Here is a 13,350-nt window from a genome sequence, read left to right as displayed (position 1 = left end):
GCAGACTGGAACAGCTTCGCGGATGCGGCTAAGTTCCCGCTCCCGAAAGCCGAAGGACACCATACGCATGGCGCGCCCGAATATTCTCATTCTGATGGTCGATCAGTTCAATGGCACGCTGTTTCCCGACGGACCGGCCGATTTCCTTCACGCACCGCATCTGAAAGCGCTGGCGCAACGCTCCGTCCGATTTGCCAATAGTTACACGGCAAGTCCGCTTTGCGCGCCGGCACGCGCATCTTTCATGTCCGGCCAACTGCCGAGCCGGACCCGCGTTTATGACAATGCCGCCGAGTTCGCATCTGATATCCCGACATTCGCGCACCATCTGCGTGCGGCCGGCTACCATACTGCCCTCTCCGGAAAGATGCATTTCGTCGGTCCCGACCAATTGCATGGCTTCGAGGAACGTCTGACGACTGACATCTATCCCGCCGATTTCGGCTGGACGCCTGACTACACCAAGCCCGGCGAGCGCATCGACTGGTGGTACCACAATCTCGGCTCGGTGACCGGCGCAGGCGTTGCCGAGATCACAAACCAGATGGAGTACGACGATGAGGTCGCCTACAACGCGACCCGCAAGCTCTACGACCTGTCGCGCCGTCACGACGACCGTCCCTGGTGCTTGACGGTGAGCTTCACGCATCCGCACGATCCCTATGTCGCACGCCGCAAATATTGGGACCTCTACGAGAACTCCCCGGCGCTCGATCCTGATGTCGATGCGATTCCGTTCGACCAGCAGGATCCGCACTCGCAGCGCCTTTTGAAGGCCTGCGACTATGATGCGTTCGAAATCACGCCGGAGCAGATCCGGCGCGCACGCCAAGGCTACTTCGCCAACATCTCGTACGTCGACGACAAGATCGGCGAGATCCTTGACGTCCTCGAGCGCGCGCGGATGGCCGACAACACGATCGTGCTGTTCGTTTCCGACCATGGCGATATGCTCGGCGACCGTGGCCTCTGGTTCAAGATGTGCTTCTTCGACGGCTCCTCACGAGTGCCCTTGACGATCGCGGCTCCGGGCTGGAATGTCGCCTGCATCCAGCAACCGGTCTCGACGCTCGACGTGACGCCGACGCTGGCCGCACTGGCGGGCATCGACATGACCAAGCTCGCACCATGGACGGATGGCGAAGACCTTGCGCCACTCGCGACCGGGACCGGGGGGCGTGGCCCAGTGCCGATGGAGTATGCCGCCGAAGGTTCCGAAGCCCCTCTCGTTTGCCTGCGCGACGGTCGCTTCAAACTCACCCTTTGCGACAAGGACCCGCCGCTGCTGTTCGATCTCGACGCGGATCCCAAGGAACTGAACAACCTTGCCGGCGATGCAGGACATGTCGAAATCCTGGAGAACCTCAAGTCCCTGGCCGAGAAGCGCTGGAACCTGCAGGGCTTCGATGCCGCCGTGCGCGAAAGCCAGGCGCGCCGGTGGGTCGTCTACGAGGCACTGCGGAACGGCGCATACTATCCCTGGGACTATCAACCACTGCAAAAGGCTTCCGAACGCTACATGCGCAACCACATGGATTTGAATGTGTTGGAAGAAAGCCAACGCTATCCGCGCGGCGAGTAAGATTGCGACACCGGGGCCGAGCCGATACAGTCTGCCATCCCGAGCCAGGAGACATCTCGTGAAGATCAGCGCACGGAATCGACTGAAGGGAAAGATCATCGAGGTGAAGAAAGGTGCGACCACGGCGCATGTCCGAATCGATATCGGCGGCGGGTCGATCGTCACGGCCTCCATCACCAACGAAGCCGTCGATGAACTGGGGCTCGCCTTCGGCGGCGACGCCTGTGCGGGCGTCAAAGCCTCGGACGTCATGATCGCCGTCGACTGATCGTCAGGCCCTCTTGCAAGAATGCGCCACGTCGTCGCCGGCCTGGAAATCTCCAGTCTGCGGCAGCGCTATCGGCTTGAACAATGTGCGATCGGGCTTCAGATCGAGAAGCGGCGTACCGTCAAGACAATCCATCCCCCGAACCAGCAGGACGCCACCTTCTATTCCCTCCAGCTTGACGATGGAGGTTCCGATCGGGTTCGGGCGCACCGGCGAGCGAAGAGAAAACGCGCCATGCACCTTTCCGCTGCTGGCCGGGCTTTGCAGAACGAGGTCGCGCCGCGACCGATCCAGCCAATAGAGCACCTCCAGCCGCTCGAAGGCTTCCACACCCTGGAGAGCCTGTCTCCACGGCTCGAATATTTCGATTTTGCAGAGCGGACCGTCATGCCGCCCCTGGCGGGGCGTCTCCTTGCGAGAGGTCCAGGGCGTCAGTATGCGCCCGATGAACACCAGGCCGGCGTCGGTCGCCGGCGGTAGTTCGACGGCCACTTCGTTTTCTCTGATTTCATTCTCGCAAACCATGAAACGCTCCTTTTCTTAAGGCATCATGGCAGATCGTTATATCCGATCCAATATCACGCTGCCTTGACGGCGTGATATTCCTTGAGGGCAGCCATCTTGATCGCCGGATAGCGCTCCGCTTCGTAGCGGAGCGAGAAGCTGTCCTGCGCCAGGAACACGGGATCGTGGTCTAAGTCCCGCGCGATATCGCCGCGGCGAGCGGTGACGAATTTCTCGAGCTCGGCGGGCTGATCGGCGGAGATCCAGCGACAGACGGAGAAGCGCGACATTTCGAAGGAGACGGGCAGGCCATATTCGGCCATCAAACGCTCCTTGAGAACATCGAGCTGCAGCGCACCGACAACGCCAACGATAGCCGGCGAACCATCCTCTGGCTGGAACAGCTGGACGACGCCTTCTTCAGCCATCTGCTGCAGCGCTTCCTTCAACTTCTTCGCCTTCATCGCGTCTTCCAGGCGCACGCGGCGCAGGATTTCCGGCGAAAAGTTCGGCACGCCCTGGAACACCAGCGCTTCGCCCTCCGTCAGCGTATCGCCGATGCGCAGCGTGCCGTGATTGGGAATGCCGACGACGTCGCCGGCATAAGCGGTATCGGCAAGCTGCCGCTGCGAGGCGAAGAAGAACTGCGGCGCGGTAAGGCCGAGCTGCTTGCCAGTGCGCGACAGCCGCGCCTTCATGCCGCGCTCGAGCTTGCCGGAGCAGATGCGGGCAAAGGCGATGCGGTCGCGATGGTTCGGGTCCATGTTCGCCTGGATCTTGAAGACGAACGCCGTCATCCTGTTGTCGGTCGCATGCACGGTACGGATATCGGCGACCTGATCACGCGGCGGCGGCGCAAACTCGCCGAGCGCATCGATGAGATCGCGCACCCCGAAATTGCGCAGCGCCGAGCCGAAGAAAACCGGCGTCAGGTGCCCCTCCAGGAAGGCCTTCTGGTCAAACGGCTTGCACGCCTCGATCGCCAGCGTCGTCTCCTCGACAAACGCGTCCCTCTCGTTTTCAGGCAGGCGGTGGGACACCATCTCGGGATCGGTGACCTTGGTCATGATCTCCTGCGTGTCGGAGGCGCGCACTTCATTGTTGGCTAGGTGGTAGGTGCCGCAGAAAGTCTTCGAGCGGCCGATCGGCCACGTCACCGGCGCGCAATCAAGCGCCAGCTTCTCCTCGACTTCATCCAGGATCTCGAAGGGATCGCGGCTTTCGCGGTCCATCTTGTTGATGAAGGTGATGATCGGAATGTCGCGCATGCGGCAGACTTCGAACAGCTTCAGCGTCCGTGGTTCGATACCCTTGGCGGCGTCGATCACCATGACCGCGGCATCGACGGCGGTCAGCGTGCGATAGGTGTCATCGGCGAAGTCTTCGTGGCCGGGCGTATCGAGGATGTTGAAGACGTTGTCTTTATATTCAAACGTCATCACCGACGTAACGACGGAGATGCCACGCTCGCGCTCGATCTTCATCCAGTCGGAGCGCGTCTGCATGCGGTCCTTCTTTGCCTTGACTTCGCCGGCAAGCTGGATGGCGCCGCCGAACAACAGCAGTTTTTCGGTGAGCGTGGTCTTACCAGCGTCCGGGTGCGCGATAATAGCGAATGTGCGGCGGCGGGAGACCGCCTCGGCGAGACTTTCGGCCATAGTGTGAATCCTGTGGAATTGCGGCGTATCTAGCGATTAAAGCCCGGCATTGCAATTGACCTTGGCGCATCGGGCGCAAACTAATGCCCCATGACAATCCACACCGATACGCGCCCGACGCTTGATATCATCCGCCTCGCCAACGGCCAGGATCTCGATCTGCCCTCCTACGAAAGCAAGGGGGCGGCAGGAATGGACCTACGCGCCGCCGTCGATGGCGCCATGCCGATGACCCTCGAGCCCGGAAAGCGCGCGCTGGTGCCGACGGGCTTCATCTTCGAAATTCCTGAAGGTTTCGAAGGTCAGGTGCGCCCGCGTTCCGGCCTCGCCTTCAAGCACGGCATCACCTGCCTGAACACGCCCGGCACCATCGACAGCGACTATCGCGGCGAGGTCAAGGTGCTGCTGATCAATCTCGGCGATGAGCCGTTCGCGATCACCAGAGGCATGCGCATCGCGCAGATGGTGATCGCTCCGGCGATCCAGGCACATATCTCAGAGATTTCCGAGGCGAGCGTAACGACGCGTGGCGCCGGCGGTTTCGGATCGACCGGAGTATGACCTCCAAGAGCATCGATCATTCCGGCCTGACCTTCCGCCGAGACTATTTCGGCGACCTCACGGCCTGGCAGGCGCTGGTCGATCTCTTGAAGGACACATTCGATATCGACATCGGCCCATTGCAGCAAATGGGCGGACCCGACCCGAGCAGCATGCCCTTCGGCTGGTTCGCCGCTGATGGCCAGCTTGCCGCCAATCTTTCGGCCTTCGCAATGCCGCTTATGGTCAACGGGCGCACCGTGAATGCCGCCGCATTTCAATCGGGTGCCGTTCGTCCCGCATGGCGCGGACGTGGCCTCTATCGCGACCTCACACAAAGGGCACTCGCCTGGTGCGAGGAAAAGGGCTTCGAAGCCATCGTCCTTTACACGGACAAGCCGGCGCTCTACGAACCCTACGGCTTTCACGCGCTGCCGATGCACGCCTATTCCGGCCCGGCGCCGGCGCCTGCCGCTTCGGGTCGCCCTGCCCGCACGCTCGATCCCTCGCGGCCAGCCGACCTCTCCGTATTGCAGGCGGCCTTGAAGCGCCGCATGCCGGTGTCGGAGACGCTGGCCGTCGTGGAAAGCACGGCGATGTTCCTCATCAACACCCGGCTCGATCCGAGCGTGCGGCTGAGCTTTATCGAGGACAGGCAGACGATCATCGCCTGGAAGGCGGATGGCGATCGTTTCATTCTGCTCGATGTCGTGGCACAGCAAATCGCCGCCCTTGCCGAAATCATCGGCAGCCTCGGTCTGCGACCGGCCATGGCCGAAGTGCTCTTCTGCCCTGACAGGCTTGGCTGGGAAGGCGAAACGCGGGCACCCGGAGGCGGCACGTGCTTTATGTTTCGCGCCAGCGACGAAATCGCGCTTGAAGCACCCGCCATGCTTTCGCCGATGGCCGATTTCTGACACCCGCGCGCTTGCCAGCCGAGACTTATGCAGATCGAAGGAGGGCTGAAATGGCGGAGGTCGCCTTCATTTATCCGGATTCGGAATGGCGGCAGCGTACCGAGGGCGGCTGGGATGCCGCGGTGCTGGAAAACCTCGTCCGCGAGCTGGAGCGCGGCGGATCAACCGCGATGATGATTATCGACGGCGGACGTCTCGCCTTTTCCTGGGGCGACACGGCCTACAAGTCGAGCATCGCTTCAGTGCGCAAGAGCCTGATCAGCATGCTCTTCGGCATCCATGCCGAGGCCGGCCGGATCGACCTTTCCGCCACGCTCGCCGATCTCGGTATCATCGACGTCGCGCCGCTGACGGCAGAGGAACGGACGGCCACGGTTCGCAACCTTCTCGCCGCGCGATCCGGCGTCTATCTCCCTTCGGTCTATGACACGAAGCGGGGACGACCGGAGCGCGGCAACCACCCGCCGGGTTCTTTCTGGTTCTACAACAATTGGGATTTCAACGTCCTCGGCACGATTCTCGAAGCCCAGACCGGCGAGAACCTGTTCGAAAGCTTTGCCGCCCGCATCGCCGCGCCCCTCGGCATGCGGGACTTTTCGCCGGACGACTGCCGCTATCAGCATGGACCCGAATCGCTGCATCCCGTTTACAAGATGGCAATGAGTGCTCGCGACTTCGCAAGGGTCGGACTGCTTTATCTGCGAGGCGGCCGCTGGAACGGCGTACAGGTTGTGCCCGAGGACTGGGTTCGCCTGTCAACGCAACCGCATTCTGATCTCGGGGGCGGCAGGGGCTATGGCTATCTCTGGCTGACGGCGGAGGCGAATGCGCCGAAGGATCTGCTCTCCATCCAAACGCCGCTGTTTTATGCCAGCGGCTTTGGCGGGCAATACATCATCGTCGTTCCGGCACTCGAGCTCGTCGTTGTGCACCGCGCCGCGCGGGTCGATTATGGCATCAGCCATATCCGTATGGGAGAGCTGATGCGGCTTGCCATTTCGGCGCGCTCGAACCGATAGCACTTACCTTTCAGGGCTTTGCTGCGAGCGGCGGCAGCCGACGCTTGACGGGCGATGCCTTGACCATCGAGGTGTTCGTTTCGGCCTTCTCCGCCACCTTGTCGAGGATCGTGTCGAGCTCCGCCATCGAGCGGACGACAAGCCGGGCGATGAAGCAGTCGTCTCCCGTCACCTTGTCGCATTCCACGAACTGCGGCGTGTCCTGGATGATCCGCTGAACGACATGCAGCTGTCCCGGCAGCGGACGGACGCGTACGATCGCCTGCAGCGGGTATCCGAGTGCTGCAGCGTCGATATCAATGGTGAAACCCGCGATGATCCCGCGCTCTTCCAGGCGACGGAGGCGTTCGGCGGCACTCGGTGAAGAAAGCCCGGCAGCCTGTGCCAGCTCCTTCAACGAGATGCGAGCGTTTTCCGCCAGCGCCTCCAATATTCTCTGATCGACATCATCGATCGGATTATCATTAGGCGAAACCGACATTATTCCTCACAATGACAGGAGAGCGGCACAATCAACCTAATGCAAACTATATAAACCGGGACAGGACCGCAATAATCTTCATCTATCGAGATGGAGAAACGTGATGCATAGCGAAATCCGCACCGGCACCGCCCAAATGACCGCAGCTATGCTGATATCGGGAACAATCGGCTGGTTCGTGGTCATGTCAGGCCAGCCGGTGAGCGGCGTGGTGTTCTGGCGCTGCCTCTTCGGTGCGATCAGCCTGCTTGCGGTCTGCGCTGCCATGGGGCTGCTTCGACCTGGTATCATCAGCTTGAAATCGGTCGGTATCGCGATCTTCGGCGGCGTGGCCATCGTTCTCAACTGGCTGCTGCTCTTTGCATCATACGGCCATGCATCGATTTCGATCGCTACGACTGTCTACAACACGCAACCCTTCATGCTGCTTGCGCTGGGCGCCTTGTTTCTCGGCGAGAAGATCACCGCCGCAAAGCTGTTCTGGCTGACGCTGGCCTTTGCCGGCATGGCGGCGATCGTCGAGGCGAAGCCTGCCACCACTGGTGGGCACGAGGGCTACGGCCTCGGCATCTTGCTGGCGCTTGGTGCCGCATTCTTCTACGCTCTCGCGGCGCTGGCGGCAAAGCGGCTGAAGGGTACGCCGCCGCACCTTATCGCGCTGATCCAGGTTGCCACCGGCGTACTCATGCTGCTGCCGACCATGAACTTCTCGGACCTGCCCGCGGACGGCTCCTCATGGTCGATCCTGATCACCATGGGTATCGTGCACACCGGCCTGATGTATGTGCTGCTCTACGGTGCGATCCAGAAGCTGCCGATCCATCTGACCGGCGCGCTGTCATTCATCTACCCGATCGCGGCGATCCTTGTGGATCGACTGGCCTTCGGACATGCATTGCAGCCGATGCAGCTGCTTGGCGCAGCCGTCATCCTTGTCGCCGCCGCAGGCATGAACCTTGGCTGGACGCCCGCGCAGTTTTTGCGCGCGCGGGCGAGCTGATCATCCGAGAAGCCAACGAGATTACTTCTGCTGCCGCGTCGTTTCGAACAGGAACCAGGTGCGGCGCTCGGCCTCATCGATCCACACTTCCAGCAGGCTCGTCGTGGCGACGTCATTGTGCTCGGAGCAGACATCATGGGTCTCGCGCAACAGCGAGACCAGCTGCCTGTTGTCGTCGCGCAGTTCCGCCAGCATGTCTTCCGGCGTGACATACTCGGCATCATTGTCGTTGATGCGCTGCAGGCGGCCGATATGGCCGATGGAGCGCAGCGTGGTGCCGCCGATCTTGCGGGCGCGCTCGGCAATCGCATCGGTCGTGGCGAAGATCTGCTCGGCCTGCTCGTCGAGCATCAGGTGATAGTCGCGGAAATGCGGTCCCGACATATGCCAATGGAAATTCTTAGTCTTAATGTAGAGCGCAAAAACATCCGCCAGCAACGCAGCCAGAACGGCTGAGATATCCTGAATGGCATTGCTCTTCAGGTCCGTGGGGGTAGCGAGCGGGGCGAGTTTGCGCTTTTCGGCTGACGTAGGGCTCATCGGGTGTCTCCTTTGGCGAGCGGCGGGCAATTGGTGGGTATTGGGGCGGTTGACAAGGTGTCGGCTTTCACCAGCCATCGATCACCGCCGTGGAACTAGAACCGCGACAGCCAGCGTCAATAGCGGCAAGCTACCGCAGGATGATGACAAGAGCTCCGATCCTTGAAAGTACCAGGCCGCAGGCGTAGAAGGCGGTTGAAGCAGGAGCTACCGTCATGTCGTTCACCGCCCTTTTCGCTTATGCAGCAGCACTTTTCATCGCGGCGGCGATTCCGGGACCGGGCATCACGGCGATTGTTGCCCGCGCGCTAGGCTCGAATTTCCGCGAGACGTTTTTCATGGGCCTCGGTCTCGTCCTTGGCGACATGACCTATCTGACAGCAGTTATCCTGGGTCTTGCCTTCGTGGCACAAACCTTCACGGAAGTTTTCATTGTCATCAAGATCGCCGGTGCGCTCTATCTCGGCTACATCGCCTACAAGCTCTGGACGGCCGGACTGCTGCCACTGGACGTCGCAGCAAAGAAGGCAAGCAACATCGGCATGAGCTTCCTGTCCGGCCTGCTGGTAACGCTTGGCAACCCCAAAACCATGCTTTTCTACGTCGCGCTGGTGCCAACGCTGATCGACCTCAACAGCATCGGGCTTCGCGAATACGGCATCCTGCTCGCTACCACCTTCGTGGTCCTGCTGGTTGTTCTGGTGCCCTATATGCTGCTTGCCGCACGTGCGCGAATGATGCTGAAGCAACCGCGTGCGCTGCAGGCACTGAACAAGATGGCGGCTGGCATTCTGGTCGGCACGGCAGCCTTCATCGCCACCCGCGCAGCCTGAAAAAGTTCGTTCGGCAAAGGTCGGTTTTCAAAGGATTTTTTCTCCGAAGGCGCCTTCGCGCGAGTGATGCCACACTGGTCTCCGGCCGCCTTTGACCCTATTCTCTCCGCACATTTCATCAAGGGAGAGCCGAATGTCGAAGAAACCGGGCCGTGGCCGTATCTATTCCTCGATCACCGAAACCATCGGCGACACGCCGATCGTGCGGCTCGACAAGCTCGCCAAGGCGAAGGGCGTAAAGGCAAACCTGCTCGCCAAGCTGGAATTCTTCAATCCGATTGCTTCCGTCAAGGACCGTATCGGCGTTGCCATGATCGAGTCGCTGGAGTCCCAGGGCAAGATTTCGCCTGGCAAAACAACCCTGATCGAGCCGACATCCGGCAATACCGGAATTGCGCTCGCCTTTGCTGCGGCCGCCAAGGGATACAAGTTGATCCTGACGATGCCGGAAACGATGTCCGTCGAGCGCCGCAAGATGCTGGCGCTGCTCGGCGCCGAGCTCGTTCTGACCGAGGGCCCGAAGGGGATGAAGGGCGCGATCGCGAAGGCCGAGGAACTGGCTGCGACGCTCCCGGATGCCATCATCCCGCAACAGTTCGAGAACCCGGCCAACCCAGAAATCCATCGCCGCACGACAGCCGAAGAGATCTGGAACGATACCGAGGGTGCGGTCGACATCCTGGTTGCCGGCATCGGCACCGGCGGCACCATCACCGGGGCGGGACAGGTGCTGAAGTCGAAGAAGCCCGGCATCAAGGTGGTCGCTGTCGAGCCGGCGGAATCGCCGGTTCTTTCCGGCGGCCAGCCGGGACCTCACAAGATTCAGGGCATTGGCGCCGGCTTTGCGCCGGCAATCCTCGATACGCACATCTACGACGAGATCATCACGGTGAGCAGTCCCGAGGCGCTGGAACTTGCCCGCGAGGTTGCCAAGCTCGAAGGCGTGCCCGTTGGCATTTCCTCCGGCGCAGCACTGGCCGCGGCCATCGCGGTCGGCAGCCGCGAGGAGAATGCGGGAAAGAATCTCGTCGTCATCATTCCGTCTTTTGCCGAACGCTATCTCTCGACCGCACTGTTCGACGGCCTCGGCAACTGAACGCCCTCATCCTGAATGAACCTGGGGCGCCTCGGCGCCCCTTTTCGTTTCAGGCGGCTGTCGTCAGCCGCTCGCCGGCGATTCGATAGGAAATCGCCTCGGAATGCGGCCTACGGTCTCGTTGCCATCGAGATCCGCCAAGGTGCGCGCCACTTTCAACACACGGATAGTAGCCTCGCGCCGAGAACTTCATTTTCACGGCCGCGTCGCGGAGCACTGCAGGCCAGCAGCATCCAGTGCGGCGTATTCTCGATCATGGCGGTCGAACACCGAGCGTTTGTGCCGATGCCTCCGAGTCCGACTGCTTCAAAGGGTTTCGCTGAATGTCACGTGTACGGGCAACGCGGCGGCCGATATCCGCGCTCCTTTCGGCAGGCATCGGTCGGATAGGATCGACGGCAGAGACGGCAGGCACATCGATACGGATGTCGATGCGATCCATTGGCGGACCTGATATGCGCGCCTGGTAGTCCGTCATGCAGCGTGGGCCGCGCGCAGCTATGACCGGGTTCGCCCGCCATGCCGCAGCGACAGGGGTTCATGGCTGCGACGAGCTGGATGTTGGCGGGATAGGCCGCACGATGATTGGCGCGGGCGATGATGCATTCGCCCCCGTCTCCAACGGTTGCCGCAGGGCATCGAGCGCCTGCGGCGAAAACTCAGGAAACTCACCAAGGAACAGCACGCCATGGTGGGCGAGCGACGCCTCGCCCGGCCTCGGCGCGCAAGCCGCCTCCCACCAGGGCGGCCATCTTCGCCGAATGATGCGGGGTCCGGAAGGGCTGCGATCCGAAAGTCTTCCGCCTGATAGTTGTCCGGCTACCGAATGAATCATCGAGACTTCCAGAAGTTCAGCGGCGGAAAGCGCCGGGCCGTGAGAGGCCGGAGGCATGCAGCGTGGCGTAAACACGCTCGCGGCCTTCTGCAACCGCCTTGTCGGGAAGCCCGACGATCTGCGTCACGACCCGCCCGGGTGCGACCGTGACCTTAACCTCGACCGGAACACCCTCAATGCCCTGATATTCAACCGCGCCGACGCGTGCGACCATGCCCCAATCCCCTGTGCCGCAACCCACGACACCGCAGCTTAACGACGTATCATTGTCGCGAATTGCAATTCTGCATAGAAACGGGAATGAAACAAGAACAATAAGGAACAGATTCTCGCCTTCGCTGTGCGCAGGTTGTGGCCGGTTATAGCTTGAGAACAAAATAGGCGATACACCCGGATCGACAGGATCCGTGATCATTCAGAGGCGAGTTGTCACTGCGGAAAACCGTCCTCGCCGCACGAAGCCATGCAGCCAAGGAGCGCTAGACGCGCTTCCGCTCAATCGCGTCCCAAAGCAGAGCGGCAATATCGGCGCCGCCGAACTTGCGCACTTCACGAATACCTGTCGGCGACGTGACGTTGATCTCCGTCATATAGTCGCCGATGACATCGATGCCGACAAAGAGGAAGCCGCGTTCCCTAAGCGCAGGGCCGATGCGCTTGCAGATTTCGATTTCGCGTGCCGTCAGTTCAGTTGCCTCGGCACGTCCGCCGACATGCATGTTGGAACGACTGTCGTGCTCGGCGGGGACGCGATTGATGGCACCGACCGGCTCGCCATCGACAAGCAGGATGCGCTTGTCGCCCTTGCGGACGTCGGGAAGGTACTGCTGCGCGATGAAGGGTTCGCGGAACAGTTGTCCGAACATTTCAAGCAGTGACGATAGGTTGCGGTCGTCCCTGGTCGAGTGGAACACGCCGGCACCGCCATTGCCGTAGAGCGGCTTCAAAATGATGTCGCCCATCTCGTCCCGGAAACGACGGATTTCGCCCGCGTCCTTCGTGATCAGCGTCTTCGGCATCAGATCGGCAAATTCGGTGACGAAGATCTTCTCGGGAGAGTTCCGCACCCAGGCCGGATCGTTGACGACGAGTGTCTTCGGGTGGATCCGCTCCAGCAGGTGAGTCGAGGTGATATAGGCCATGTCGAACGGCGGGTCCTGGCGCAGCAGGATCACATCCATCGTCGACAGATCGACACGTTCGGGCGCTCCGAGCTCGAAGTGATCGCCCTTGACGTCGCGCAACACCATCGGCTCGACGGTGGCGTATAGATTCCCATCTCTGAAGCTCAGTCGCTCGGGCGTGTAGTGGAAGAGCTTATAGCCGCGAGCCTGCGCTTCGAGGCTCATCGCGAAGGTGGAATCCCCTGCAATATTGATGCCGGCGACATGGTCCATCTGGACCGCTACATTCTTGATCTTGGCCATTTCCGTCCCTTAGCTAATGCCGGACAGATGTAGGCTGCAGATGCCCCGAAAGCAACGCCGTGCTCGCCTCGCGAGACGAAATCTTCAGGCCGCGATGCCGGTCTTGGGAGCGTCGCCGCGCAGCAGGCTGCGGAGCCGATAGGCAAGCGCAACTGGCTTCGGAAACGGCTTCCTGAGGAACGCGACCTTGCGCACGTAATTGTCGACGCTCCAGCTCGCCCAGGTGCCAGCCGCGAAGAAGGCAACGTCGCCGGCCTCCAGCGTGCGCTCCGTGCCATCCTCGGCGAGGATGTGCACGCCGCCGTCAAGAATCATCACCGTTTCGTCCCAGTAGAAGTACCAACGGAATTCGCCGGCCGTGCAGTCCCAGATCGCCGTGTAGGCTGCATCGTCGTTACTGCGGGAATGCTCCCCGGTGCGTGCCTGCGGATCGCCGCTGACGATCCAGTCTGGATTGATCGGCGTCGCGTGCATGACGAGGTTGTCGCCGGACTTCGCCACAAATGTCTTTGCCGCCGGTTGCGGCAGATTCGGAAAAGGCACCACGCGCGCGGCCATCGCGACCACACTGGCCAGCATCATCTGCATACCCATGAGCAACCCCCGCTGCTATCAGATCCTTGTCGGGATAGCAGAGAGTCGTAAAGGCA

14 protein-coding genes and 1 pseudogene are annotated in these 13,350 nt (G+C 61.3%); 8 read left to right on the top strand and 7 right to left on the bottom strand.

Annotated elements, in window-relative coordinates; all coding sequences use genetic code 11:
* The first annotated feature begins 67 nt into the window (after positions 1-67).
* Both betC and FHX09_RS03710 read left to right on the top strand, forming a co-directional pair.
* Positions 68-1,582, top strand: coding sequence for a choline-sulfatase (gene betC / locus FHX09_RS03715; protein ID WP_132591905.1), 1,515 nt, complete (start codon positions 68-70; stop codon positions 1,580-1,582).
* 58 nt (positions 1,583-1,640) lie between these two features.
* Positions 1,641-1,850, top strand: coding sequence for a molybdopterin-binding protein (locus FHX09_RS03710; protein WP_132591903.1), 210 nt, complete (start codon positions 1,641-1,643; stop codon positions 1,848-1,850).
* 3 nt (positions 1,851-1,853) lie between these two features.
* Here the strand turns inward: FHX09_RS03710 and tsaA are convergent, their stop codons facing one another.
* Complete coding sequence (gene tsaA / locus FHX09_RS03705) at positions 1,854-2,375, bottom strand: tRNA (N6-threonylcarbamoyladenosine(37)-N6)-methyltransferase TrmO (RefSeq protein WP_132591901.1); 522 nt, start codon at positions 2,373-2,375, stop codon at positions 1,854-1,856.
* Between the two features lie 53 nt (positions 2,376-2,428).
* Positions 2,429-4,012, bottom strand: a complete 1,584-nt coding sequence (locus FHX09_RS03700; RefSeq protein WP_183721714.1) for a peptide chain release factor 3 — start codon at positions 4,010-4,012, stop codon at positions 2,429-2,431.
* Between the two features lie 90 nt (positions 4,013-4,102).
* On the opposite strand from FHX09_RS03700, the gene dut reads away from it, so the two are divergent.
* Genes dut through FHX09_RS03685 form a run of 3 tightly spaced genes read left to right on the top strand, consistent with a single transcriptional unit; the run spans position 4,103 to position 6,488 of the window.
* A complete protein-coding gene (gene dut / locus FHX09_RS03695) occupies positions 4,103-4,573 on the top strand; it encodes a dUTP diphosphatase (RefSeq protein WP_007799549.1) in 471 nt (156 codons plus the stop codon).
* On the top strand, positions 4,570-5,469 hold the full coding sequence (locus tag FHX09_RS03690) for a GNAT family N-acetyltransferase (RefSeq protein ID WP_132591897.1): 900 nt from the start codon (positions 4,570-4,572) through the stop codon (positions 5,467-5,469). Before dut ends, FHX09_RS03690 begins: the two co-directional genes overlap by 4 nt.
* A 50-nt stretch (positions 5,470-5,519) precedes the next feature.
* A complete protein-coding gene (locus tag FHX09_RS03685) occupies positions 5,520-6,488 on the top strand; it encodes a serine hydrolase (RefSeq protein WP_132591895.1) in 969 nt (322 codons plus the stop codon).
* 10 nt (positions 6,489-6,498) lie between these two features.
* Here FHX09_RS03685 and FHX09_RS03680 read toward each other — a convergent pair whose 3' ends face one another.
* Entirely contained in the window at positions 6,499-6,969 is a 471-nt protein-coding gene (locus FHX09_RS03680) for an Lrp/AsnC family transcriptional regulator (protein WP_184449293.1), read from the bottom strand.
* Between the two features lie 103 nt (positions 6,970-7,072).
* Here FHX09_RS03680 and FHX09_RS03675 point away from each other — a divergent pair, with 103 nt between their 5' ends.
* Positions 7,073-7,969, top strand: a complete 897-nt coding sequence (locus FHX09_RS03675; RefSeq protein ID WP_132591893.1) for a DMT family transporter — start codon at positions 7,073-7,075, stop codon at positions 7,967-7,969.
* Between the two features lie 21 nt (positions 7,970-7,990).
* Here the strand turns inward: FHX09_RS03675 and FHX09_RS03670 are convergent, their stop codons facing one another.
* Positions 7,991-8,509, bottom strand: a complete 519-nt coding sequence (locus tag FHX09_RS03670; protein WP_007799538.1) for a DNA starvation/stationary phase protection protein — start codon at positions 8,507-8,509, stop codon at positions 7,991-7,993.
* A gap of 215 nt (positions 8,510-8,724) precedes the next feature.
* Between FHX09_RS03670 and FHX09_RS03665 the strand changes: the two genes are divergently transcribed.
* Positions 8,725-9,342: a LysE family translocator gene (locus tag FHX09_RS03665; RefSeq protein WP_007799536.1), complete on the top strand. Its 618-nt coding sequence runs from the start codon at positions 8,725-8,727 to the stop codon at positions 9,340-9,342.
* A gap of 133 nt (positions 9,343-9,475) precedes the next feature.
* Positions 9,476-10,438, top strand: coding sequence for a cysteine synthase A (cysK, locus tag FHX09_RS03660; RefSeq protein WP_132591891.1), 963 nt, complete (start codon positions 9,476-9,478; stop codon positions 10,436-10,438).
* Positions 10,439-10,487: 49 nt separating this feature from the next.
* Here the strand turns inward: cysK and FHX09_RS03655 are convergent.
* The 3 genes and pseudogenes from FHX09_RS03655 to FHX09_RS03645 all read right to left on the bottom strand — a co-directional run bounded on the left by FHX09_RS03655 (position 10,488) and on the right by FHX09_RS03645 (position 13,294).
* Positions 10,488-11,487, bottom strand: a pseudogene (locus FHX09_RS03655) (ATP-binding protein).
* Between the two features lie 265 nt (positions 11,488-11,752).
* Positions 11,753-12,700, bottom strand: coding sequence for a glutathione synthase (gene gshB, locus FHX09_RS03650; RefSeq protein WP_132591889.1), 948 nt, complete (start codon positions 12,698-12,700; stop codon positions 11,753-11,755).
* 84 nt (positions 12,701-12,784) lie between these two features.
* Positions 12,785-13,294, bottom strand: a complete 510-nt coding sequence (locus FHX09_RS03645; protein WP_132591887.1) for a cupin domain-containing protein — start codon at positions 13,292-13,294, stop codon at positions 12,785-12,787.
* Positions 13,295-13,350 lie beyond the last annotated feature (56 nt).

It is taken from the genome of Rhizobium sp. BK538, from assembly GCF_014197575.1.
Classification (GTDB): Bacteria; Pseudomonadota; Alphaproteobacteria; order Rhizobiales; family Rhizobiaceae; genus Rhizobium.
Note: the sequence above shows the minus strand (reverse complement) of the source record. Positions and strands in the feature narration are given on the sequence as shown.